Annotated in this window: 24 protein-coding genes; 13 read left to right on the top strand and 11 right to left on the bottom strand. The window is 39.0% G+C overall.

Features of this window, described 5'->3' with window-relative positions:
* Positions 1-28: 28 nt before the first annotated feature.
* Both BCL90_RS03190 and BCL90_RS03185 read right to left on the bottom strand, forming a co-directional pair.
* The gene (locus tag BCL90_RS03190) at positions 29-916 is read right to left on the bottom strand and encodes a flavin reductase family protein (protein ID WP_121282578.1); all 888 of its coding nucleotides are present in this window, start codon (positions 914-916) and stop codon (positions 29-31) included.
* A 198-nt stretch (positions 917-1,114) separates the two neighbouring features.
* Complete coding sequence (locus tag BCL90_RS03185) at positions 1,115-2,113, bottom strand: fumarylacetoacetate hydrolase family protein (RefSeq protein ID WP_121282577.1); 999 nt, start codon at positions 2,111-2,113, stop codon at positions 1,115-1,117.
* A gap of 509 nt (positions 2,114-2,622) precedes the next feature.
* Here BCL90_RS03185 and BCL90_RS03180 point away from each other — a divergent pair.
* Positions 2,623-3,783 carry a homogentisate 1,2-dioxygenase gene (locus tag BCL90_RS03180; RefSeq protein WP_121282576.1) on the top strand — a complete coding sequence of 387 codons (1,161 nt, stop codon included), beginning with the start codon at positions 2,623-2,625 and terminating at the stop codon, positions 3,781-3,783.
* Between the two features lie 177 nt (positions 3,784-3,960).
* Positions 3,961-5,091: a 4-hydroxyphenylpyruvate dioxygenase gene (gene hppD / locus BCL90_RS03175; protein ID WP_121282575.1), complete on the top strand. Its 1,131-nt coding sequence runs from the start codon at positions 3,961-3,963 to the stop codon at positions 5,089-5,091.
* A 134-nt stretch (positions 5,092-5,225) separates the two neighbouring features.
* Here the strand turns inward: hppD and BCL90_RS03170 are convergent, their stop codons facing one another.
* From BCL90_RS03170 to BCL90_RS03155, 4 genes are all read right to left on the bottom strand, one after another.
* Positions 5,226-6,962 carry a thiamine pyrophosphate-dependent enzyme gene (locus tag BCL90_RS03170; RefSeq protein WP_121282574.1) on the bottom strand — a complete coding sequence of 579 codons (1,737 nt, stop codon included), beginning with the start codon at positions 6,960-6,962 and terminating at the stop codon, positions 5,226-5,228.
* 840 nt (positions 6,963-7,802) lie between these two features.
* Positions 7,803-8,321 carry a DsbA family protein gene (locus tag BCL90_RS03165; protein WP_121282573.1) on the bottom strand — a complete coding sequence of 173 codons (519 nt, stop codon included), beginning with the start codon at positions 8,319-8,321 and terminating at the stop codon, positions 7,803-7,805.
* Between the two features lie 4 nt (positions 8,322-8,325).
* Positions 8,326-8,787, bottom strand: a complete 462-nt coding sequence (locus BCL90_RS03160; RefSeq protein ID WP_121282572.1) for a redoxin domain-containing protein — start codon at positions 8,785-8,787, stop codon at positions 8,326-8,328.
* A gap of 75 nt (positions 8,788-8,862) precedes the next feature.
* Positions 8,863-9,780 (bottom strand): DUF58 domain-containing protein, encoded by a 918-nt coding sequence (locus BCL90_RS03155; RefSeq protein WP_121282571.1) that lies wholly within the window; start codon positions 9,778-9,780, stop codon positions 8,863-8,865.
* A 32-nt stretch (positions 9,781-9,812) separates the two neighbouring features.
* Here BCL90_RS03155 and BCL90_RS03150 point away from each other — a divergent pair, with 32 nt between their 5' ends.
* On the top strand, positions 9,813-10,010 hold the full coding sequence (locus BCL90_RS03150) for a hypothetical protein (protein WP_121282570.1): 198 nt from the start codon (positions 9,813-9,815) through the stop codon (positions 10,008-10,010).
* A gap of 95 nt (positions 10,011-10,105) precedes the next feature.
* Here BCL90_RS03150 and BCL90_RS03145 read toward each other — a convergent pair whose 3' ends face one another.
* The 3 genes from BCL90_RS03145 to dnaE all read right to left on the bottom strand — a co-directional run bounded on the left by BCL90_RS03145 (position 10,106) and on the right by dnaE (position 16,359).
* Entirely contained in the window at positions 10,106-11,323 is a 1,218-nt protein-coding gene (locus BCL90_RS03145; protein ID WP_121282569.1) for a PQQ-dependent sugar dehydrogenase, read from the bottom strand.
* Between the two features lie 126 nt (positions 11,324-11,449).
* On the bottom strand, positions 11,450-11,770 hold the full coding sequence (gene trxA / locus BCL90_RS03140; protein ID WP_121282568.1) for a thioredoxin: 321 nt from the start codon (positions 11,768-11,770) through the stop codon (positions 11,450-11,452).
* A 155-nt stretch (positions 11,771-11,925) separates the two neighbouring features.
* Complete coding sequence (dnaE, locus tag BCL90_RS03135) at positions 11,926-16,359, bottom strand: DNA polymerase III subunit alpha (protein WP_121282567.1); 4,434 nt, start codon at positions 16,357-16,359, stop codon at positions 11,926-11,928.
* 129 nt (positions 16,360-16,488) lie between these two features.
* Between dnaE and BCL90_RS25570 the strand changes: the two genes are divergently transcribed.
* Positions 16,489-16,758, top strand: a complete 270-nt coding sequence (locus tag BCL90_RS25570; protein ID WP_121282566.1) for a hypothetical protein — start codon at positions 16,489-16,491, stop codon at positions 16,756-16,758.
* 122 nt (positions 16,759-16,880) lie between these two features.
* On the opposite strand, the gene BCL90_RS03125 is transcribed toward BCL90_RS25570, so the two are convergent.
* Positions 16,881-17,333, bottom strand: coding sequence for a lipocalin family protein (locus BCL90_RS03125; protein ID WP_121282565.1), 453 nt, complete (start codon positions 17,331-17,333; stop codon positions 16,881-16,883).
* Positions 17,334-17,481: 148 nt separating this feature from the next.
* Here BCL90_RS03125 and mdh point away from each other — a divergent pair, with 148 nt between their 5' ends.
* From mdh to BCL90_RS03080, 9 genes are all read left to right on the top strand, one after another.
* Positions 17,482-18,420 (top strand): malate dehydrogenase, encoded by a 939-nt coding sequence (gene mdh, locus BCL90_RS03120; protein WP_121282564.1) that lies wholly within the window; start codon positions 17,482-17,484, stop codon positions 18,418-18,420.
* A gap of 215 nt (positions 18,421-18,635) precedes the next feature.
* Entirely contained in the window at positions 18,636-19,061 is a 426-nt protein-coding gene (locus BCL90_RS03115; RefSeq protein ID WP_121282563.1) for an aspartyl protease family protein, read from the top strand.
* 63 nt (positions 19,062-19,124) lie between these two features.
* A complete protein-coding gene (locus BCL90_RS25890; RefSeq protein ID WP_208529836.1) occupies positions 19,125-19,565 on the top strand; it encodes a hypothetical protein in 441 nt (146 codons plus the stop codon).
* Positions 19,549-19,944, top strand: a complete 396-nt coding sequence (locus BCL90_RS03105; protein WP_121282562.1) for a group III truncated hemoglobin — start codon at positions 19,549-19,551, stop codon at positions 19,942-19,944. The genes BCL90_RS25890 and BCL90_RS03105 overlap by 17 nt, the downstream gene beginning before the upstream one ends.
* Before the next feature lie 61 nt (positions 19,945-20,005).
* Complete coding sequence (locus tag BCL90_RS03100; protein WP_121282561.1) at positions 20,006-20,539, top strand: SRPBCC family protein; 534 nt, start codon at positions 20,006-20,008, stop codon at positions 20,537-20,539.
* 579 nt (positions 20,540-21,118) lie between these two features.
* Positions 21,119-21,796 (top strand): response regulator transcription factor, encoded by a 678-nt coding sequence (locus BCL90_RS03095; RefSeq protein ID WP_121282560.1) that lies wholly within the window; start codon positions 21,119-21,121, stop codon positions 21,794-21,796.
* Positions 21,797-23,149 carry a sensor histidine kinase gene (locus BCL90_RS03090; RefSeq protein ID WP_121282559.1) on the top strand — a complete coding sequence of 451 codons (1,353 nt, stop codon included), beginning with the start codon at positions 21,797-21,799 and terminating at the stop codon, positions 23,147-23,149.
* A 195-nt stretch (positions 23,150-23,344) separates the two neighbouring features.
* The gene (locus BCL90_RS03085; protein WP_121282557.1) at positions 23,345-23,842 is read left to right on the top strand and encodes a hypothetical protein; all 498 of its coding nucleotides are present in this window, start codon (positions 23,345-23,347) and stop codon (positions 23,840-23,842) included.
* A gap of 23 nt (positions 23,843-23,865) precedes the next feature.
* Positions 23,866-24,792 (top strand): bestrophin family protein, encoded by a 927-nt coding sequence (locus BCL90_RS03080; RefSeq protein ID WP_121282556.1) that lies wholly within the window; start codon positions 23,866-23,868, stop codon positions 24,790-24,792.
* Between the two features lie 148 nt (positions 24,793-24,940).
* On the opposite strand, the gene BCL90_RS03075 is transcribed toward BCL90_RS03080, so the two are convergent.
* Positions 24,941-25,426 (bottom strand): hypothetical protein, encoded by a 486-nt coding sequence (locus BCL90_RS03075; protein ID WP_121282555.1) that lies wholly within the window; start codon positions 25,424-25,426, stop codon positions 24,941-24,943.
* Positions 25,427-25,472 lie beyond the last annotated feature (46 nt).

The following is a 25,472-nucleotide window of genomic DNA, read 5'->3' as shown; positions in this document are numbered from 1 at the left end:
GCAAAATACTAAGTCATATTTAAAACTTTTAAAGTAAAACAACCTTTAAAGCAAGTTCTACATCTCCATTAAAAAGAAACTTTTTAGCCAGTTCATGCAATTCCCTTTCACGGTTGGTACTGTCGCCAATGGTGGCATCGAGTACTTCTTTTACTTCGGGATTTGTACTGATCAGATCAATTTCCTCATCAGTGGGTATTTGCTCAACATTACCGAGCATACCTAAATCGTTTCCGGTTAATACTTTAGAAAAGCGGACTGATTGTGGTAAACGATCAACCCCGATACCTAATTTAGCCAGGGGCTTTGCTACTTTAAACAAATTATCATTTGTAACTCTGCAATACCAATCACCGCCCAAACGGGCTACCAGATCGATTTTATGCTGATCTATTTTACCGTTTTCGTCTAAAATAGCTTCGTTGATGTGGATTACTTTTATTTCAGCCAGAATCAGGTTTCCTGCACCATGCTTATCGCCCAACGAAATTACTTCATTCACCACGCACTCAAACTGCACTGGCGCCTCAGCAACTCTTGGCGGCCGAACCAGATCAGATTTCAACATGGTAAAACCAGCTTTCTCAAACTCGTTTATGCCTTTGGCATATTCGGTACTGGCCAGGCTCATCTGCTGCACCATATCGTAGTTTACTATATTGATCACACACTCTTTTACCTGATGAACATTCTCTAAAGTGTGTTTGGTCGTATTATCGCGCACCCTCCTCGATGGGGAAAAAATACAGATGGGTGGATTGGTACTAAACATATTAAAGAAACTGAAGGGGCTTAAATTTATATTTCCTTCGGCATCAATAGTGGAGGCAAAACAGATCGGTCGCGGGGCGATAGCGTACTGCAGGTAGTTTTGTAGCTCTACAGGCGTTAAATTGGAGGTATTTAGGGTCAGCAAGGTTTTATTGAGTTAAATGTTGAACGCAATAGTTTAAAAGAAGTTATAACTCGAAAAATGTCGTCATCTCGACTGAAGCGTAGCGTAATGGAGATATCTATAATAGATTTCTCGACTTCGTTGCACTCCGCTCGAAATGACGACTTTTATATAAGATTTGAACTAAACCCGAAACTCTCGGATAGAGACGACTTTACTTTATTTTTTTTTCAACGCTAAAATCGAAAAATCCGTACCAGCCTTCGTAATCGTATTGGTCAAAGCACCAAGCCCTGTTATTTCCATCTCCACAACATCACCTGGCTGTAACCATTGTACTTTATAATTTGGATCGTTAAGTAAACCAGTACCGTTTAACTCTAAGAAACAACCCGTACCCACTGTTCCTGAACCAATTACATCACCAGGAAGGATGTCGACCCCGTAAGCACAACGTTCTATAATTTCGGCAAAAGTCCAGTCCATATCAGCAGCATTTCCTTTCGAAACTTCGATACCGTTTACTCTGCAGGTCATTTTAAGATCGTAAGCATTACCTACATGTCCTTCTTTAGGAGCAACCTTATACTGCAATAATTCATCAGGCGTTACCAGCCATGGACCAATTACGGTAGAAAAATCTTTTCCTTTTGCAGGGCCTAAATTCAACAACATCTCTTCCATCTGCAAAGTACGGGCGCTCATATCGTTCATTACCATATAACCTGCAATGTATTCATCAGCCTCAGCAGCTTTAATATTTCTACCTTTTTTACCGATAACAATAGCAAGTTCTAATTCGAAATCCAGTTTATCAAAATGATCTGGCATGCATTCTATCTCTCCCGTACCCTGAATAGCGTTGTGATTGGTAAAATAAAAGATCGGATACTCATCAAATTGAGGGATCATATCGACCTTTCTGTTTCTACGTGCAGCAGCAACATGTTGCCTGAAAGCGTATCCATCACGACAGCTGGTTGGATGTGGAACAGGCGCCAAAATCTCATAAAAAATTTCTTCTTTGGCCTCCAGGCTTCCTTCTTTAATCTGATCATCAATGCGTTTTGCTCTTTCCATTAATACCTCTCCTCCCTTCAAAAATTCGTTCATGTTGTCAGGAATAAGCTTATCGCAGCTATTTAAATTATAGATATGCCCATTTACAAACACACCAAGATGCTCTCTGTCTTCGGTTTTATAGGATACTAGTTTCATATATGATTTGGTTAAATACGCGGTAAAGCTAAGCAATTAGGCTATTCAAAATTAAACTTACGCGGTATTATTTTAAAAAGATATATTCTGAAGGTTAGATTTAATTGAAAGGAAAATCTTTGGTTGCAGTTTTTGTTAGAGCGTAATCAATCAATCAATAACCTACGCAGCATCCCTATTGTGCACTAACAGCCAATACAAAATGTTAACCTCTGGCAATAACCAACGGTGCGGCTCTCTCTGAGGTGTATATATATCACATTAAAATTTCAGCTTTTAAATAAAATACTTACCTTAGTACCATTAAAACCATGATCTTAAAAGCATTACATATTAATCTGGTAAACGACGCTATTGCAGCTCGTCGCTATAAGATGCTATCCAAGCTGATCATGGCTCAGTATTCACTGTAATTTCATTCACCTTTCTTTTTAATTGAAACGCCTTGCCGTTTTAATTGTTAATTCATTAGGATTTTTCTTATCTAACCATAATAACATCATATCATTATGCCTATTTATCATAAATTGGGGCAGATTCCAGCTAAACGTCACACGGTTTTTCGTAAACCTGATGGAAATCTTTATGCCGAAGAATTGGTATCAACCGAAGGTTTTTCCAGTTTATATTCGTTGGTTTATCATTGTCACCCGCCAACCATGGTAAAACATTTGGGCGAGCCTTATAGTGTTGAGCCAAAAATTGCACGCGAAAAACACCTGAAACACACCAGTTTAATCGGTTTCAATATTAAACCTGAAGATGATTTTCTAGAAAGCAGAAAAGCCGTTCTGGTAAACAGCGATTTGCATATCGTTCTGGCTGCGCCAAGAAAATCAATGACCGACTATTTCTACAAAAATAGTCAGGCCGACGAGATGATCTTCATACATGAAGGTTCTGGAAAGCTGAAAACTGGATTCGGAGAAATTAAGTTTGCTTATGGCGATTACCTGATCATTCCAAGGGGGACCATCTATCAGATGGAATTTGATACCGAACAAAACAGGTTGTTTATTGTAGAAAGTTTTAGTCCGCTAAGACCGCCAAAAAGATATTTAAACCAGTTTGGACAGTTAATGGAACATGCTCCTTATTGTGAACGTGATTTGAGACTACCAGAAAACCTGCAAACACATGATGAGTACGGCGATTTTAAAGTACTCATTAAAAAACAGGGGTTAATTTATCCCTATACTTATGGTACACATCCTTTTGATTATGTAGGCTGGGATGGTTATCATTATCCATACGCTTTCTCTATCCACGATTTTGAGCCGATAACAGGCCGCCTGCACCAACCGCCTCCGGTTCATCAAACTTTCGAAGGACATAATTTTGTGGTTTGCTCGTTTGTTCCCCGAAAATACGATTACCATCCCGATTCTATTCCCGCACCCTATAACCATAGCAATGTAGATAGCGACGAGGTGCTTTATTATGTAGATGGTGATTTTATGAGCCGCAAGAGTGTGGTTAAAGGTCAGATTACCTTACATCCAGGCGGTATTCCACATGGGCCACATCCAGGTACTGTAGAAAAATCGATTGGAAAAGAAAAAACAGATGAGCTGGCGGTAATGATCGATCCTTTTAAACCTTTAATGCTTACACAGGACGCCGTGGATATTGAAGACGAAAATTACCACAAGAGCTGGCAGGAAGGATAGTTGGGAGTCTTGAGTCGGAAGTCCGGAGATAAAGTGCAGATGAAATAGATGCCGGGCAATTATCCAACATTCAAACTTTACAACATTCAACCTTAAAACATTTTTAACAACAACATATTTAACAATATCACATCCGACTTCGGATCTCTGACCTCGGACTTAAATAACAACAAACAAATGGAAACACAAACATTCGCAGAAAAGATAGCTAAGGCACCAGATTTTTTGCCTATTAACGGAACAGATTATATTGAATTTTATGTAGGCAATGCTAAACAAGCGGCTCACTACTACAAAACGGCATTTGGGTTTCAAAGCCTGGCTTATGCCGGACCGGAAACTGGCGTACGCGATCGTTCGTCGTACGTATTGCAACAGGGTAAAATCAGACTGATCTTAACCACAGCATTAAAATCTGATCATCCAATATCAGAGCATGTAAAAAAACATGGCGATGGGGTAAAAGTACTTGCACTTTGGGTAGACGATGCCTATAGTGCTTTCGAAGAAACCACAAAACGTGGTGCTAAACCATACATGGAGCCTAAGACCTTAACTGATGAAAATGGCGAAGTTAAAATGAGCGGTATTTACACTTATGGCGAAACAGTACACATGTTTATTGAGCGTAAAAACTATACCGGAACATTTATGCCAGGTTACCGGGTATGGGAAAGTGATTATCAACCAGCTGATGCGGGCCTTTTATATATCGACCATTGTGTGGGTAACGTGGGTTGGAACCGCATGAATGAAGCCGTACAATGGTATGAAGATGTTATGGGATTCGTAAATATTCTATCTTTTGATGATAAGCAAATCAATACCGAATATTCGGCTTTGATGAGTAAAGTGATGAGTAACGGAAACGGCTTTTCGAAATTCCCGATTAACGAGCCTGCAGAAGGCAAAAAGAAATCGCAAATTGAAGAGTATCTGGAATATTATGAGGGTGAAGGCGTGCAGCATATTGCCGTAGCAACAAAAGATATTGTTAAAACCGTTAAAGAACTAAAATCACGTGGGGTAGAATTTTTAAGTGCTCCACCTGAAGCTTATTATAACATGATGCCTCAGCGTGTAGGAAAAATTGACGAAGAAATAGCCTTATTGGAAAGCCTGGGCATTTTGGTCGATTGCGATGAAGAAGGATATTTATTGCAGATTTTTACCAAACCTGTTGAAGACCGCCCTACCCTTTTCTTCGAGATTATTCAGCGTAAAGGTGCGCAGAGCTTTGGTGCCGGTAATTTTAAAGCATTATTCGAATCGTTAGAGCGTGAGCAGGAATTAAGGGGCAATTTATAGTAATTCCGTCATCTCGAGCGGAGTGCAACGTAGTCGAGAGATCTGTTTAGATAGATCTCTCCATTCCGCTTCGCTTCAGTCGAGATGACGTTTTTATGGAATTCTGCACCTTGGTTAGATGACAGATTTTACGTTTACAAAACTTCCCCCAAATGTTTATAATTCGATTTTATCGTATCCAAAACTTCACTCATTTTACCTCCCAGCATTAATTTTGTCATGGATTCTGTCATGCCTTTGATCTGCGCCCATTCTATTTTTGGAGGCATCGCCAAAGCATTCGGATTCGTCATCACATTTAACAAAACAGGCCCCTCCTCACTTAATGCATGACTGATTGCTGTTTCCACTTCTTCAGGCCTGGCTACGGTTATTCCTTTAAAGCCCATGGCCTGTGCAACCAATGCAAAATCAGGGTTAATCATATCGGTCTCATTATCGGGCAAGCCATCAACTTCCATTTCCAACTTTACCATTCCCAGGGCCCTGTTGTTAAAAACAATCAATTTTATCGGCAGGTTATATTGTTTAATGGTAGCCATATCGCCCAAGAGCATTGATAAGCCGCCATCACCACAAAGCGCAATTATCTGCTGTTGTGGATGCGCCAAGGCTGCTCCGATAGCCATTGGCATGGCGTTGGCCATAGAACCATGGTTAAAAGATCCCAGCATTTTACGTTTGCCTGTTCCATCGATAAAACGTGCGCCCCAAACGCAGCACATTCCCGTATCTACCGTAAAAATGGCATCATTGGCTGCTAAACGATTTATGGTTTCAGCTACAAATTCGGGTTGAATTTTATTTTCCTCACCCTGATCTTTAACATAAACCTGCTGTGCTTCCTTCACTTTCTGATAAAATTCTAATTGGGATTTTAAGAAACCTTCGTCTTTCTTTTCGGTAAGAAGTGGCAATAGTGCTTTTATCGAATCGCTGATGCTCCCACATAAACCCATAGTAAGTTTAGCCCTCCTGCCTAATCGCTCGGGTTTTTCATCAATCTGTACAATTTTATTTTTTACAGGCATAAAATTTACATAAGGAAAATCAGTTCCTAGCAGAAGCACTACATCAGCCTCGTGCATGGCATGATAGCCTGATGGCTGTCCTAAAAGGCCTGTCATTCCCACTTCATAAGGATTATTGTATTGTATCCCCATTTTCCCTCTGAACGAAAACCCCACAGGCGCTTTTAATTTACCTGCTAATTCTACCACTTCATCATGTGCTTCGGCGGCACCTATGCCACAGTAAAGCATAATTTTCTTTTCGCCATTAAGCAGGTCTGATAAATCTTTCAGCTCCTGGTCGGAAGGGCGGATTACTGGCTTATTGTTGAACAATTGCATTGCAGTTACGCTCTCTACCGCATCCAGTTGTGCCACATCGCCAGGCAAACCAAAAACGGCAACACCTTTTTTATGAACAGCATGCTGAACAGCCGTTTGAAACATTCTTGGTACTTGCTCCGCAGTGGTGGCTACCTGGTTATAGTAACTACAATCATCAAATAATTTTATGGTATTTGTTTCCTGAAAAAAGTCCATTCCAAATTCCCCTGTTGGTATGGTTGAGGCAATGGCAATTACCGGAACATGTGATCGGTGTGCATCGTAAAGACCATTAATCAAATGCACGTGGCCCGGACCACAGCTGCCCGCACAACAGGCAATCCCGTCAAGTTCAGCTTCGGCCGCCGCTGCAAAAGCTCCAACCTCTTCATTGCGTACGTGGATCCACTTTATTTTGCCATTTCTTCTTACAGCATCGTTAAAATAATTTAAACTGTCTCCGGTAACGGCATAAACTCTTTTTACACCAACCTCTACCAGCATTTCAACCAGTTGTTCTGCAACATTTTTACCCATGAAAGTATTTTTTAATGATGGATTTTATATAGCTAATAAATAGCGGAAGCAGATATATTGTTTTAGACTAAAGCAGAAAAGAACCAATCTGACCTTGCAAAGACTTTATACCATCAATTGTAACATAAGTAAAGCTATAATAGCAGCATGAAGTTTCTTCACTAAAACTTCATAAATGAAGTGCACCTTTGATATAACAAAATACGAAGCGATTTCATTTTTGTTAAATTCTAAAAACTCATAATTAGTTTTTTAGTTTTCCGGTTACCCTTATCTGATACCTCATGTATTGCAAAATACATGAGGTTTTTTTATTAAATTAGCCAATAACATCAGTTCGAATTAGTGAAATATTTTGAAGGTTTCTTATAGATATTTTTAATAATAGTCGTCGAAGCTGTATCATAATATAAAATTGTCATCCTGAGGATTAGTTAATTGTTTAAAATCAATATGAGTGACGTACAATTGTCTTTTCTTATCCTACGCGCTGTCTTGCCTCGGCTTGCCGCCGCCGAAGGGCTCTTTCTTTTTGGTGTCAAAAAGAAACAAAAAACACCGGCTGAAAATTTTTCTTTCTAAGCTAGTAGGCTGGCTTAAGCAGTGCAGCCCGAAAAATTTATTAGGCCGGATTTAAGTAGAACGGAGATACCGTACTATGGCCTAGCTGGATGGAAATGCGAAAGTAGTTAAAATCCTGATTAATAATAATTTGTAAAATAACGTCAATGGTAGCAGATTCGAAGGACCTATTTGAGATGTCTCATAAGGCGTTTCGACTGGCTCAACGTGACAAATTAGAAGCGAATTACAATTTATGAGACAGCCACTTCTTTAAAATCACTCTGTACTTTCCTTGAGCATCTGGTACAAATCGGTTGCACCTCCGTCAAACTTGGTTCCGTTTACATAAAATGAAGGTGTTCCGTTTACACCACTCCGTACACCACTATCAAAATCATCTTCTATTTTCCGTTTAATCTCTTCTGAAGCACTATCTTTCTGAAACTGCTCTAAATCTAAACCAATCGTTTCGGCCAGTTCGTCGAACAGCTCACCATCAAGGCGATACTGGTTTTCATAAAGGGCATCGTGCATTTCCCAAAACTTACCTTGTAACGCTGCAGCCTCTGCAGCAATAGCAGCCGGAAAAGCAAATTCATGCGCATTTGTCAAAGGAAAATGGCGGAAAACAAATCTGATCTGATGACCAAAAGTTTCTTCAATTTCCTTCATGATGGGATAAGCATCTCCACAGTATGGACATTGGTAATCACCAAACTCAACAATGGCAATACTTGCCGAATCATCACCTTGAATATGATCCTGACTGTTTATTTCGGGTTTTAATACACTCATCGCTTTATTTCTTGCTTAATTCTTCCAATGCATCCAAAATACCATCGGCACCGGGGTTAACGGCTACTGGTGATAAATAACTCCAGGCAATTTTTCCTTCTTTATCAATCACAAACAGTGCCCGTTTACTTTCACCAACTTCATCATCATATACACCATAAGCTTTAGACACAGCACCTTTTGGTTCAAAATCAGCCAGTAGCGGGAAATGTAGTTTTCTATTTTCTTCGAAAGCAAGGTGGCACCAGACACTGTCTACAGAAACACCAAAAATTTGTGCATCATATTTGCTGAAATATTTTAACATTTCGTTATAAAGTGCCATTTGGTCGCTGCAAACCTGACTCCAATCCGCAGGATAAAAAGCCAGGATAACATTTTTGCCTTTGAAATCTTTAAGTTTTATTTTCTGATCGGGAGTAGCATTCAATTCGAAATCTGGTGCTGTTGCGCCTTTTTCTAACATATTATCGAGTTTAAATTAAATCGTTTATTAATTAACAGTCTACCCTTACTGTTGTTTTTGCTTTGAAACAAAAGCTTAGCCTAATTTTTGCCTTTTAATCAAATATGACTGTAGAACGGGATAAAATCCTTCATTCATATCGGCATCAATCATATCTATTTTATATTGAGCACATTTTAGCGCAACCTGCTGGCGGTAACTGGAAACAGCTGCGGTATAATTTTCCTTTACCTGGTTGGTATGTACCTTAATAGTTTCGCCGGTTTCCATATCAATAAACTGGTATGGTCGGTTTTCAAAATTAAAATCCACCTCTTTTGTTTTATCAACCACATTAAAAACCACAACCTCGTGCTTGTTAAACTTAAGGTGTTGCAACGCATCAAAAAACTGATCGGTTTTATCTGCACTAGTATGCGTATTGAAGAGATCACTGAACACAATTACCAAAGAACGTTTGTGGATTAGTTCTGCCACCTGGTGCAGTGCCTCGCTTAAATTGGTCTGTGCATTTACCTTTGGTTTCTGCAGCAGTTCTTCTAATTGGGTAAATAAATATTTTTGATGAACCGTAGTCGATTTTGCCGGAGAGTTTAATAGTATTTCATCTGTAAATAAACTCAAACCAAAGGCATCGCGCTGTTTCTTCAACAGGTACATTAAGGATGCTACAGCCTGTATCGAGAAAATCAGTTTATTATTTTTCGGCTCAGGGAAATACATCGATGAGGAAACATCAATCACAAACTGACAACGCAGGTTGGTTTCTTCTTCGAAACGTTTACTATAAAGTTTATCGGTTTTGGCGTATAATTTCCAGTCGATATTTTTAACATTATCTCCATTATTATACTGGCGGTGTTCCGCAAACTCAACCGAAAAGCCATGAAACGGACTTTTATGCAAACCCGTAATAAAACCTTCTACCACTTGCTGGGCCAGCAATTCTAAGTTACCATAGCTTGTTTCGTTCTCGTAGTTTACAGCCTGCATATCGTAAAGCTAATAAAAGATTTATTAAAAAAATGAAAAATCAGCCAAGACTTCCAACGTTTCAAAGGCAAAACAACAACCAACTGCAAACCGAAAATTGCAAACGGTTAATTGATATGGGCGTTACCCAAGGGGCGGGCTTTGCAGGGCTGCGCTTCGCTCCCGTACCGATGAAGGATCGGTACGGAACCCTTACAATCCCTAACGCAAAACCTACCGATTTAAAATGATAAAAAAAAGACCTCGCAGGTTTGTGAAACCTGTGAGGTCTAAATAACCCGATTAAAAGACTATGAGGTTTTTAAAACCTTATAGGTCTTAAATATTATTTCTTTGCTATCCTATACAAATGACCATTATCGGTTACCGAATAAAGCGCTCCGTCCTTTCCTTCTGCCATATCGCGGAAACGCTCGCCTTTACCTTCGAGCAAGCGCTCTTCGCCAACAACTTTATTATCTTTAATAACCAAACGGATAATGTGCGAACCGCCCAAACCGCCTACAAATAAATTGCCTTTCCACTCGGCTATGCTATTACTGTTGTAAAACGCAATACAACCAGGTGAAATACTTGGATTCCAGTAATAAACCGGTTGTTCCATTCCTTCTTTCTGCTGAATACCATCTCCAACTTTTTTACCGCTGTATTCCGTTCCATAGGTAATAATTGGCCAGCCATAATTTTTACCCGGCTTAATGATGTTTACCTCATCACCACCTTTTGGTCCAAACTCTGCCTCCCATAAATCGCCTGTCGAGGGATTAATGGCCAAACCATCCGGGTTACGGAGTCCATAGGCATAAATTTCAGGTCGGGCATCGGCTTTACCAGCAAATGGACCATTTGCAACCGCTTTTCCCTCTGGGGTAAGGTGCAAAATTTTACCTAATGAAGAATTTAAATATTGTGCCTGTATCCTGATATCGTTACCAGAACGTTCGCCTGTACTTACAAATAAATTTCCGTTTTTATCAAAAACAATTCTCGATCCGTACTGAAGTTTACCCGTATAAGCAGGCGTAGCACGGTAAATAATGGTCTGGTTTTCTATCGAAGTTTCGTTTGCAGCCAGTTTACCTTTGGCAATGGCCAATAAAACGCCTTTATCCTGAGGCTCTGAATAAGCCCAATAGATCATTCTATTTTTTGCAAAGTTTGGATCTAATGTTACATCCAGTAAACCACCTTGACCAGATGGATCAACCTTTGGTAAACCTGTGATTTTTTTACTTAATTTTCCGTCCGGGGTAAGGATCAAAATCGTACCCTGTTTTTGGGTAATCAGGAAACCACCATTGGGGAGTACTGAAATTGCCCATGGATTTTCCAACTTTTCATTGATGATGGAAATATCCAAAGGAGTTTTGGTTTTTATACCTGCAATTCTGGTTTGTCCGACAAAAGCAGGCTTGTAATCAGCCGAGGGCTCATTGGTTTCAACAGGATTCTGCGCCGATACACAGGCAATATTTGCACAGTTTATTGCTAAACCTGCCAATAAAATACCTAAAGTTTTATTGTTAAATAAGTGAATAGACATGATTGTTAGTTTTTTATTAAAGAAACAAAATTATGTTTGCAATAAAAAACCCAAATCCATCAAATGAACCTGGGTTTTAAATATGTTACAAGCCCTTGGGCTTTGATTTTGTGCTTTAAGCTTAAACTAAGCCAATTGCTTATTTAATTTCTCAGCCAATACTGATTTTGGAACAGCACCAACTTGTTTATCTACAACCTGACCATCTTTAAAGTATAATAAAGCAGGGATGTTACGGATACCAAACTGCATTGAGATTTGAGGATTGTTATCAACGTTTACTTTTCCAACTACTGCTCTTCCATCATATTCTTTTGCGATTTCTTCTACTACCGGACCAACCATGCGACAAGGGCCACACCATTCTGCCCAAAAATCTACTAATACGGGTTTATCTGATTTTAATACAAGCTCCTCGAAGTTTGCATCTGTGATTTCTAATGCCATAATTATTTTTTTTATGTTCAAATATATGTATTCAATTGTAATGCCATAACATCTGTAATGTCAATTTGACATTATTTTAGTAAAAGCGGTGAGCGCCAAGCGGACAGCGCTAGGCGTTCGATAAACCCAAAACGCTGAGCGCCAAACACCAAACGCTAGTTCAGCTTGTAATTTACAACATTCATTCCCATCAATTGTTCTAAGAACTTGTTGTTGGGATTTATTTTTAAATTTTTCGAAGGTAAATCGAGCATAATCTGCTTTTCGCTATCAAAAACAGCGAAGTTAAGTTGGCAGTTCTGCTGTTCGGAGTTTGCTTTATTGTCTGCTAATATCGCCTCAATTTCTCTCATTAACTGATCGTTAACCCGCTCAATAGGCACCTGGATAGTTAAACTCTTCGCTAATTTATCCCGCAGTTCAGACATCAGGTTGATTGCAGTAATTTTAAACTCCCAATCGCCTGCTTTTCCGAAACGTTCACCTACCCTTCCCCTGATCTGCAGGAAATACCCTTCGGTTAAAAATGATTTAAATTTTAGAAAATCTTCACCAAACAAGGCCATTTCGCTGGCATCATCATAGTCTTCGAAAACAAATGTTCCGAAAGGTTTACCGGTTTTGGTAATGCGTTGCGATGCCACTACCACTAAACCACCTACGCAAAGTTCACGGTTTTTAAGTTTTTCGAATTCGGCCAGAACCTCTTCATTATTATCTCCCATTCGTACCTTGTTAATGATACTAAGCTGCCTGACACCATGGGTGCAGAATTTATCGAGTTCGAGTTTATAGTTATCCAACGGGTGACCGGAAAGGAAAATCCCGATCGCATCTTTTTCATATTTCAATCTGTCCATTAAAGCCCACTCCGGAGAAACAGGCAAACTTGGCTCTAAAATCAGATCAGCTTTTGATCCACCGAAAAGCGAAGCCTGTGAAGTGCTTTCATTGTTCTGAAAATCGTTGGCATATTTAATAATCTTTTCAATGCCATTCATTTTATCATTAGGGCCAATATAGAAATATTGCGCTCTGTGTCCGCCAAATGCATCGAAAGCCCCGCTGTATACAAAACTCTCGTAAGCCTTTTTATTTACAATGCGGGTATTAGATCGCTTGGCAAAATCGTAAACACTATTATAAGGCCCATTTGCCAGTCTTTCTTCTATAATACTTTCTACCGCTTTTTCGCCTACACCTTTTACTGCCGACATTCCAAAACGAACTTCGCCTTTGGCATTTACTGAAAATTTAAGATCAGATTCGTTAACATCCGGACCTAATACGGTAACACTCATCTGGCGACATTCTTCCATAAAGAAAGCCACCTGTTTAATATCACTCATGTTATTGGAAAGTACCGCAGCCATATATTCGGCAGGGTAATGTGCCTTTAAATATGCTGTTTGATAAGCAATCCAGGCATAACAGGTGGAGTGCGATTTGTTGAAAGCGTAGGATGCAAAAGCTTCCCAATCTTTCCATATTTTTTCTAAAGTTGCGGCATCATGACCTTTTTCGGCCGCTTGCTTTACAAATTTAGGTTTCATTTTATCCAGAACGTCTTTCTGTTTCTTACCCATCGCCTTACGCAGTACGTCGGCCTCACCTTTGGTAAATCCGGCCAGTTTCTGCGATAAAAGCATTACCTGTTCCTGGTATACGGTAATACCATAAGTTTCTTTCAGGTATTCTTCGCAGGCATCTAAATCGTATTTGATTTCTTCCTCACCATTTTTACGGCGAACGAAACTTGGAATATACTCCATCGGTCCCGGACGATATAGTGCGTTCATTGCAATTAAATCGTCAAAAACCGTTGGTTTCAGCTCCTTCATGTACTTCTGCATCCCCGGACTCTCGTACTGGAAGATACCGATGGTTTCGCCACGCTGGAAAAGCTCGTAAGTCATTACATCATCAATCGGGAAATCATCCGGATTAAGGTCGATGCCATGTCGTTTCTTTACCAGTTTTACAGTATCCTTAATCAGGGTTAAGGTTTTTAACCCCAGGAAGTCCATCTTCAATAAACCCGCGCTTTCTACAACGGAGTTATCAAATTGGGTAACATATAAATCAGAATCTTTGGCTACTGATACAGGAACAAAATTAGTAATATCGCTTGGTGTAATAATTACCCCGCAGGCATGAATACCCGTATTTCTTAACGATCCTTCTAAAATCTGTGCCTGTTGTATGGTTTCGGCACTTAAATCTTTTAAACTGCCTAAGTTTTTTAGCTCTACTACACGTTCGTATTCATCTGGGCGCAAAGCATCTTTTAAACTCTTTTCATCGAGGGTAAAGATTTTGGCCAGCTTCATGTTCGGGATCAGCTTGGCAATTTTATCGGCCTCGAAAAGTGGCAGATCCAATACACGGGCAGTATCCCGGATAGAAGATTTTGCCGCCATGGTTCCGTAGGTAATAATCTGCGCTACCTGGCTGGAACCGTATTTATTGATTACGTATTCCATTACGCGGCCACGGCCCTCGTCATCAAAATCGATATCGATATCGGGCATGGATACACGATCGGGATTTAAGAAACGCTCAAAAAGGAGGTCATACTTAATCGGATCGATATTGGTAATCCACAGGCAGTAGGCAACCACTGAACCAGCAGCAGAACCACGCCCAGGACCTACAGAAACATCTCTTCGCCGGGCTTCGGCAATAAAATCCTGTACGATCAGGAAATAACCCGGATAACCTGTTTTCTCAATTGTTTGTAATTCAAAATCTAAACGTTCGGTAACCTCGGGCGTCAAGGTACCATAGCGTTTTTTGGCACCCTCGTAAGTAAGGTGACGTAAAAATTTATTCTCTCCGCGTTTTCCACCATCGGCTTCATCCTCGGCAACCAAAAACTCTTCAGGGATATCGAATTTAGGTAAGAGTACTTCGCGGGCAAGTTTGTAAATTTCAATTTTATCAAGAATTTCCTGAATGTTTGTGATTGCCTCAGGCAGATCGGCAAAAAGCGCCTTCATTTCATCGCCCGATTTGAAATAGTATTCCTGGTTTGGCAATCCATAACGGTAACCACGACCTCGACCAATAGGCGTGGCCTGTTTTTCACCGTCTTTTACACAAAGTAAAATATCGTGGGCGTTGGCATCCTTTTTATTAATGTAATAGGTATTATTGGTGGCTACCAGTTTAACCGCATGTTTATTGGCCAGGGCAATCAAAGTTTCGTTTACACGATCTTCATCTTCCTGGTTGTGGCGCATTACCTCTACGTAAAAATCATCACCAAATTGGGCTTTCCACCATAGTAAAGCTTCTTCTGCCTGATTTTCACCGAGGTTTAATATTTTATTCGAAATCTCTCCTGAAAGGTTTCCGGAAAGCACAATAATATCTTCTTTGTACTGTTCAATTACCTGCCTATCGATACGTGGAACGTAATAAAAACCTTTGGTATAGGCAATAGACGACATTTTAGCTAAATTATGATAGCCTTTTTTGTTCTTCGCCAACAGTACCATCTGGTAACCGTTGTCTTTTGCGGTACGGTCTAAATGGTTATTACAAACAAAAAATTCTACCCCAACAATAGGCGTCATTACTACTTCAGTTGGGCGCTCGCCCGCTTCAATAGCAGCTGCGTTTTTAGCTTCAGCAGCTTTGTTATGGTTTAAAACATTGTTAACAAAGTGGAAAGCTCCCATCATATTCGCATGATCGGTCATGGCTACCGCAGGCATTTTTTGTGCAGCTGCCGCTTTTACCAGATCGGGAATACTGATGGTACTTTGCAATACCGAAAACTGGGTATGATTATGCAAATGCACAAAAGTTGCTGCCGTAAGTTCCTGTTTATTACCTGCCAGCGTTTGTTTAGAAATCCCGCTGCCTTCCGTTTTTTGCTGGCGTCTGCGGATTTCATCAGATGCGGCTTTTAGGTTGATGTGTTTTAAACCAACCCCTTCAATAGTGCCAGGATTTACTTCCCTGAAACGTGGGAAATATTCAACATCAACAAGCAGTTCTTCTTTTTTAAAAACCTCTCTTTTTACCAGTTCCAGGAAACAACGCGTGGTTGCCTCCACATCGGCAGTAGCATTGTGGGCTTCGTTAAAAGGAGCACCAAATAAATAAGCGTGCAACTCAGTTAAGGTTGGCAGTTTAAATTTACCACCCCTACCTCCAGGCAATTGTAAAAGCTGCGCGGTAACTTCGGTACAGGTATCTAAAACAGGCATTTCGGCCAGACGGTTGGCTACACCAAAACGGTGAAATTCGCAACCCATAATATTCACATCAAAGCCAACATTCTGGCCCACAACAAATTTGGCTTTGTTTAAAACTTCATTAAACTTGGCCAGCATTTCGTCAAAACTGATACCCTGCTCTGCGGCCAGTTCGGTCGAAATACCGTGGATCCGTTCTGCATCATACGGAATGTTAAATCCCTCTGGTTTAACTAGATAATCCTGATGTTCAACCAATCTCCCCATCTCATCGTGCAATTGCCAGGCAATTTGTATACAACGCGGCCAGTTATCCGTATCGGTAATCGGTGCATTGTAATTGCGGGGCAAACCCGTGGTTTCAGTATCAAAAATTAAGTACATATTGTGCGGCAAAGAATTAACCGTTGCTAGAATAATAACGGTTCTTCAAAAATAGGGAATTTGAGGGTTGAAGTTGTCAGGATTTTATCAACAAAATACGGTTGACAAACCCATCGGGTCTTAAAAAATATGAGAGGTCTTTTCAAAGCATTAATTCCTAACTCATTATTCGGTTTCTTCTTTTTTGATCCTTTTATTTTAGGAAATGAGTGGTTCGGTTTTTCATGGCGGTTTCCAGCCCCGATTGCAGTGAACATTCCGATGAAGGATCGGAATGTTCACTGCAATCGGGTTTATTTACTACGGATAGTAGCACAGTCAGCGCCACCTAAACCCGACCGTAGCGGGATGCCGATTTTTTCAATCGGCAGAAGCGGGGGCGGGACTGAATTAAACTAAATGCTGCTGCAACTACTTTCCATACCAGATGGATAAATCTTTAGAAATTAAAATGATGATCACAGATTCTTCGCTGTGCTCAGAATGACAAACATTTTAGTAATGCGCCAACTGAAAACTATTTAAAAATGCTCCTGGCTCACCAACTCACTCACCTCATATCCTTTCTGCCTGCACCTTTCTATAATATGCACCAACAAATCAGCTTCCATTTTAGGTTCACGGGCCATAATAAAGAGGTATTTTTCGTCGGGATGCCCCACAACTACATAACTATAGTCATCAGCCAGCTCTATAATCCAATAACCGATTTTAAAAGGCCATAAAAACTGGGCTTTCATATCACCATCAGATTTTTTGTCGTCAAAAAATAGTTTTGAAGTGATCGATTTTTCTTCGGGCTTTCCATCTTTATGGTAAGTGGTATATACATCAAAATGATCGTTATCTACTAATGTATAAGTTTCAGTAGTCTGTTTCCAATGTTTATCTAATAAGGTTGGAATAGAATATAAAGAATACCATTTACCCTCAAAGGCTTTGTAATCGATATTAGAAATGGGTTTGTTTTCCATAATTTGTTAGAACAAAAAATCGCAGTTTTGTATTTACTAAGTAAACCGCGATTAAATTATAAAGTTTTGAAAAGCGTTTTTAAACCTTATATTTATTTCTACCTTCGATAGAGATTTAACGATAGCAAACCACTAAAAATATAAATATATGAAAGTAACGGTTGTTGGCGCAGGCGCAGTTGGTGCCACTTGTGCAGATAATATTGCCCGCAAAGAATTAGCGAACGAACTTATTTTATTGGATATTAAAGAAGGTTTTGCCGAAGGTAAAGCAATCGACATGATGCAAACTGCTACCCTTTTGGGCTTCGACACCAAAATTACAGGGGTAACTGCCGATTACAGCAAAACCGCTGGTTCCGATGTGGTGGTTATTACTTCGGGTTTGCCACGTAAACCAGGAATGACCCGCGAAGAACTGATCGGCATTAATGCTGGTATTGTTAAAGGTGTTGCCGAAAATATTTTAAAATTCTCCCCAGAGGCGATCTTTATCGTGATCAGTAATCCGATGGATACCATGACTTATCTCGCCTTAAAATCGTTAGGTTTACCTAAACACCGCATTATCGGTATGGGCGGAACGTTAGATAGTTCACGTTTCAAATTTTATTTATCGCAAGCCTTAAACTGCAACCCGAACGATTTACAGGGTTTTGTAATTGGCGGTCACGGCGATACGACTATGATCCCATTAACACGTTTAGCTACTTACCAAAGTTTACCGGTAAGCAATTTATTGGATAAAGCTACGCTCGATCAAGTGGCGGCAGATACTATGGTTGGAGGTGCTACTTTAACAGGTTTAATCGGAACTTCGGCCTGGTATGCTCCAGGTGCTGCAGGTGCCGCATTAGTCGAAGCCATTTTACGTGATGAGAAAAAACTGTTTACCTGTTGCGTTTCGCTTGAAGGGGAATACGGACAACAAGATATCTGCTTAGGTGTGCCGGTAATTATCGGCCGTAGCGGATGGGAAAAAATTATTGATTTTAAACTAACAGAAGACGAGCAGGCCGCATTTAATAAAAGTGCCGATGCAGTAAGAAATATGAATAGTGTACTGGCCGAAATGAAGCTGGTTTAACATCATTATCATTCTGTAAATTAGTTTTTAGCGAAAGCATTAAATTACAATAATAGCCTTCCTCGATTCGTCATTCCCAACTCGATTGGGAATCTTAAAGCCTACTGTATTAAGATTCCCGCCTGCGCGGGAATGACAACCGTCCTTTTATATTCATCTATTTATGAGGATATATAAGCAGCTTCGTACCTAAGCATAAAAGTACACAAAAAACAATGAGATCAATTTCAATCCCGCTTAAACTAATAAATTTACAAGACGACGGCTTCCACCTTTTGGTGGAAATTATTGTTTTTAAAGAAAAACACCTTGCTGTTCTGGATACTGGTGCATCGCGGAGTGTTTTCGATAAATCTTTAATTGAACAACACTTATCTGAAACGCTTCAGGTATCAGACGAGATAAACGCAGCCACACTTTTTACCACCACAACCACCATCCAGGCCACTATACCAGAGGTAAAAATCGGCACCTTAAAAATCAAAGCCTACGAAACCGTTGCTTTTGACCTGCAATCGGTTAGCGACACTTATCAACAGTTCGGCCACCCTCCTATTATGGGCATTATTGGCGGCGATATTTTAATGCAATACAAAGCGATTATAGATTACAATAAACTTCAATTGCGGCTTTACAGGTAAAAACCTCACCTTTGTGACGCTAGTCATTTTTGGAGTGTCACTTTAACTGATATTTGCAATCAAATGAAAAAGTTAATTGGAATTTTCTGCATTATTTTCTGGGCGGGGCTCCTCGCCGGAATTAGTTTTTTGGAAGCGCCTTTAAAATTTCAGGCTCCAGGAATCACAATCCCACTTGGTTTAGGCATCGGTCAATTGGTTTTCCAAGCCCTTAATAAAGTTGAAATCGTATTGGCTATCATCATTTTAGCCTGCTCCTTGCCCGTACCTTTAAAAAATAGCCGTAGTATTCTACTTTTTTTGGTTACCATACTTTTAATGGCAGACACTTTTTGGCTCTTACCAGTACTTGATGAAAGGGCAAAACTGGTTTTGGCAGGCAATGCTCCAATCAAAAGTTATCACCATATTTTATACATCATTATCGACATGATAAAATTCCTGTCATTGATTGTTCTGGGTTTTTTAAGTTTAAAATCACTGTATAATGAAAAAAGACATTGACAATAGAGTAGATATTATCGTTTTAGTGGATACGTTTTATCAAAATGTTGCGGTTAACAAACAGATTGGGCCAATATTCACTGACATCGCTAAGGTAGACTGGTCGCACCACCTTCCAAAAATGTACGATTTCTGGGAAAGCATTCTCTTCGGAAAGGCCATTTATAAAGGCAATCCCATGCTTAGCCATTTTGCACTGAACGAACGAACGCCACTACAGCATGAGCAATTTGAGACATGGAAAAATCTCTTTTTCCAGAACGTCGACGATTTATTTGAAGGTCCCAATGCAGAGCTGATTAAACAAAAAGCGCAATCTATTGCTGATTTGATGCATTTTAAAATCAATTCGCCTCCATCGAAAATCAAAATTGTTTAGTTGATTTCACTTTGATTTATCTTGCTTTCTTAATAAATTTAGTTAACCAAACTAAATTGTTATGAAATTTCTCAAAATCTTACTCGGTATTATTGCTGTATTGGCAATAATCATTATTGGAGGTAGTTTTTTTCTACCAAAAAGCTACTCCGTTAATCGGACGATAACGATTCTTGCACCAGACAGTGTTATTTATAAAAACATTGCCGATTATAATGAATTCTACAAGTGGAATGCCTGGTCGAAAATGGATCCACAAGCTAAGATAACCATTACTGGAACTACCGCTCAGCCTGGCCATCTTTATCAATGGAATGGAAAAAAAAGTGGCGCAGGACAAATGCTGATTAATAAAGTAGAAATTAATAAAATGGTTGATATGGAATTAAAATTTATCAAACCTATGGAAAGTATTGCAGATACCCGTTTCGATATAGAAAAAGCCGGAAACGGAAGTAAAGTAACGTGGACTATGAGCGGAGAAAGCAAAGGAATAATCAATAAATGGTTTGGCTTATTTATGGATCAAATGATCGGAAAAGATTTTGAAGACGGGTTAAAATATTTGAAAGAAAAATCGGAAAAAGGGGTTTAGAAATTTTAGCCACGGTAATATAGCATTGTCAGTCTGAGCGAAGTCGAAGACTTATGAGTCAAATACTTTTATTTTTAGCCACGGAAGCACGGAAAACACGGAGTATTTTTGAAGAAATATTTGTTATGCTGAGTGGCTCCCAAGTAAATCTTTAGCCATAAATACGGACGTCCGAAGTCAGAGGCTAAAGTGTAGAAACTATGGTGTGCCCCCATGCAGGGGCGTCATTTCAATCCGATCGCTATCAGATCGGGATGACCTCTGCCCCTATAAAAACTTGGCGTCCTCTGTGCCTTCCCTTTGTTACCTCTGTGGTTAAAATATTACTGATATTGTATCATAATGCTGATTTCATCTCAAATGCTGTTATGTTGAGCTTGTCGAAACACCTTAAAGAGTATTTTACAGATCCTTCGACAAGCTCAGGATGACAAATCTCTATTTATGGTAAGATTCATTTTGCTTCAATTTGCAATAATTCAAACAATTGTGTCGGCTTTGCGTTAAAAAACATTAAAAACCGCCTAACTACCTATTAAGATTTTGTAATTCCCTTTTTTTTAGATTATTTGCCAGCAAATGAATTTATTACTTGTAGAAGATGAACCGAGTGTTGTATCTGTAATTTCGAGAGGTTTAACTGATGAGGGATTTACCGTAAGTATTTCTCCTGATGGTTTAATCGGAAAACAGATGGCTTTAGAAAATCAGTTCGACCTGATTATTCTTGACATCATGCTACCCGGAATAAATGGATTGGAACTTTGCAAAATCATTAAAGAACAAAAACCAAATACGCCAATTATTATGCTTACGGCTTTGGGTACTACCGAAAATGTGGTAAAAGGACTGGATAATGGTGCAGATGATTATTTAATAAAGCCATTTAAATTTGCTGAACTTTTTGCGCGGGTAAGAATGTTATTAAGGCGATATCAGGGCGCGGCTTCACAAGATCAGATTATTTCTGTAGGAGATCTCCAGATTAATTTAAGTGCAAAAACAGTAAAACGAAACCAACAGGAAATTGTACTTACGGCAACAGAGTACCGGCTAATTGAGTACATGGCCAAAAACAAATCTAAAATTTTATCCAGGATAGATATTTTAGAAAACGTTTGGGATATAGATTTTAACCTTGGCACCAATGTGGTCGATGTTTATGTTAATTACCTTCGCAAAAAAATAGATAAAAATTCCGATCAAAAACTCATCCATACTGCCGTAGGCTTAGGTTATATATTAAGGGAAAAATAAATGGAGATAGCAAAAAAAATCACTTTACTCTTTGCCATTTTATCGGCAATTATTATTTCTTTATTAAGTGGTTTTGTTTGGTATTTTTCTAACGACTTCGCCTTCGAAGATTTTTATAAACGACTGGAAGCCAGGGTTAATATTGCCGCTCAGATTAAACTATACGAAGATGACAACAATAAGGTGTATGCAAAAATGCGCAATAGATACCTGGAACGTTTGCCATCTGAAAAAGAGTATATCATTGAAGCAGGCAAACCAACCAATAAACTAGACCGCGAATTACCCGCAAGTTTTTATAACCGGATAAAGGCCGGTTATGTAGCCCGCTATCGCATCGAAAATCACTTCTATGCCGGTAAATTCTTTAAAAATTCGAATGGAGGATATATCGTTATCGTTTCTGCAAATGATCCTGTCGGCTTCCGGGAGTTAAAAGACCTGCAGAGAATTTTAATTATTGGCTTTTTTCTTTCTGTAATATTATCATTTGTGGTGGGATGGAAATTCTCTAATTACATGTTAATGCCGCTTAGAAACATCATTAAAAGTGTAAAAAAAATAAAGGCCGAAAATTTACACTTAAGGTTAGATGTTAAAAAGGGAAATGATGAAATGTCGCAATTGGCCCAAACCTTCAATAATATGCTCAACCGTTTGGAAACAGCTTTCGAAACGCAGAATAACTTTATCAGCAATGCCTCACACGAGCTGAGAACGCCTTTAACCATTATTAGCGGCGAGGTAGAACTGGCCATGAAAACCATCGAAGATACGGCAAAACAGAAAAAGGCATTATCAAAAATTAAAGATGAGGCAGAAAGGCTGGAACATATCTTAACCAGTTTATTAGGTTTGGCACAATCGGGTTTCAACGGAAAAAACCAGCCCTGGGAAGAAGTAAGAATGGATGAACTGTTATGGGAAATTAAAGATTCAGTAAACCAGGTACATCCCAATAGTAAAATAGAGATCGATTTCAGCAAACTTCCAGATGATGAGGAACTGCTTTCGATTAGGGTAAATAAAAACCTGATGAAGCTGGCCATCAGCAATATTGTAAATAATGCCTGCAAATATTCTAATGAGAATTTGGTAAGCATTAGTATAGAAAGTAATGCCAATATGCTTTCTATCGCTGTAACCGATCGGGGTATCGGTATTCCACAAACTGATATTCAACACATATTCGAACCTTTCTACAGAGCATCAAACACTTCCGATTTTAAAGGTTATGGCGTTGGCCTACCACTTTCACTCAATATCATCCGTTTGCATAGAGGGAGTATCGGCATTAAATCACAAGAAGGTGTTGGCACAGAGATTAAGGTTTTATTGCCAATGAACAGTTAGTTCTCCGATAGGTTTAATTGTTTAAATTGGTTAGTTAATAATCAATCTGGTAACCTAAGTTCGATTAATATAAACTTATCACTCCAAAAAGGAGTGCACTCTAATCTCGTTCTAATCTCGCTCTTATTTCGCTATAATAACATCCTGCTAAACTTGTATAAATAATATTTCAATTCATTTAAACAAGATATAGCGATGAAAACAGTATTAGTTCCAACCGACTTTAAATTAGAAAGCATTAAAATTATTGATGCGTTAGTTCAGCATCAAAAAAATGAAAGTCTGAACATCATTTTTGTACATGCCTTTAAACTATCAGATTCGATCACTGATATGTTAATGTTGAGTCGCCGTAGCCGCGATTATGAAAATGTGAGCGACGAATTTTATCAGCAAATAAATCAAGCCAAAGCAAAATATCCTACTCAGATCAATACGATTGGGATCGAATATTTTTACGGAAGTACAGTAGCGGCTTTCAAAAACTTTATCGAAGCTTTTGACGTAGAATGTATTGCCTATTTAAAAGAATACAATTTTACGCCAATCAACAAATATAGCATCGACCCTAAAATACTAACGGAACGTGCAGGCTGTGCAGTAATTCAATTAAACGCATTGACAGTTCATGCCAGCGAAAACTTAATTGACACAAAAATACACGAAACACAGTTGCAAGAAGTAAATTCTTAATTATCATCTTCAAACTTTATATTATGCTATTACGAAATAATATTCCGCTCACCTATATATTCGGAAAGATCAAAAAAGAACTTCTATTTGTTATTGGTTATTCAATAGGTATTGTGGTATTGTACGAGAACTTTCACGTTACCCGCATATCCATTCCTGTTGCTGTACCAGCTTTATTAGGAACAATTATTTCGCTTCTATTGGCATTTCGGTCTAACCAGGCTTATGACAGGTGGTGGGAAGCCAGGATTCTTTGGGGCGCCATAGTTAACGATTCGAGAACTGTCTCCCGTCAGATATTGTCGTTCGTTGATAATCCTTATGGATTGGATGAAATTGAGGAATTTAAAGCCAGGTTTATTAAACGACAGATTGCCTGGTGTTATGCCTTAAGTCAATCGTTGCGCGGTTTTAATGCACGAAAAGGTTTGGAAGAATACCTTTCTGCAGAAGAAGTCGCCTTCGTTAAGAAACGTAAAAATGTAACCACAACCATATTGGAGTTACATGCCATGGATTTAAAAAAGGCATTACAGGAAGGTTGGATCAATAAATACCAGCAGATAGAAATAGACAAAACGATAACAGGTTTATGTAACCACATGGGTGGATCGGAAAGAATTAAAAACACCGTTTTCCCCGTTACGTATAGCAAGTATATCAATATGTCTATCCATTTATTCATCGTATTGTTGCCTTTCGGATTGATCGAATATTTTGGTTACATGGAAGTTCCTTTAGTGGTTGCTATTGCAGCATTCTTTTTATTGGTAGAAAAAATGGCCGTTCATCTTCAGGATCCTTTCGAGAATAAACCTACGGATACTCCGACAACAACCATCTGCAGAACTATTGAACGCGATCTTTGCCAGATGTTAGACGATAATAAAATATATGAGGACAAACCTCAAACAGAATTGGCTCCCGTCGGCTCTTACTACATCTTGTAGTCAACGTAAAGCCTAAAAATAAATCTCAGTACTGAGATGGTTAGTTAAGCGCAGTGGTTTCTATTTGGATAAAGAGCGGCCATTTGCAATCGTGTATAATACAAAAGCCATTCATTTTTTTGAATGGCTTTGTTTTTATATTGCTAAATTAATTTACAACTACAGTATGTGTTCCATCTGGATTAACAATTATTGATGTGCTTCCATTATTAATTACAGTAGAATGTGTTCCGTTAGGATTTACAATAACAGATGTATTCCCATTATTGATCACGGTTGAATGCGAACCATTTGGATTAACAATAGTAGATGTGTTACCATTTTTGATGACAGTTGAATGCGTGCCATCCGGATTAACTATTGTTGCCATATTTCCGTTATTCACCACAGTCAAATGGGTTCCATTGGCATTAACAATGGTAGAAATATCTCCGGGGCTGCTAAAAACTGAATGTGTAATATATGGATGCATCGCTATTGAGTTCTTACAATCCATTGAAGATTTTAGCTTAGGGCTAACCTTCAATTTCAACAATTGAGCCGATGGAGGGGCCTTTTGACTTTTACGCTGTGATTGCGCACTAACTATTATCGAGCCCGATAATAGCAGTAAAATAATTCCTGCTTTTTTCATTTTGATTTTATTTGTGTGTGTAAATAAATTTACAAAATAAAAAGCG

Source organism: Pedobacter alluvionis (assembly GCF_003664035.1).
Classification (GTDB): domain Bacteria; phylum Bacteroidota; class Bacteroidia; order Sphingobacteriales; family Sphingobacteriaceae; genus Pedobacter; species Pedobacter alluvionis.
This window is presented reverse-complemented; position numbering and strand designations above follow the sequence as displayed.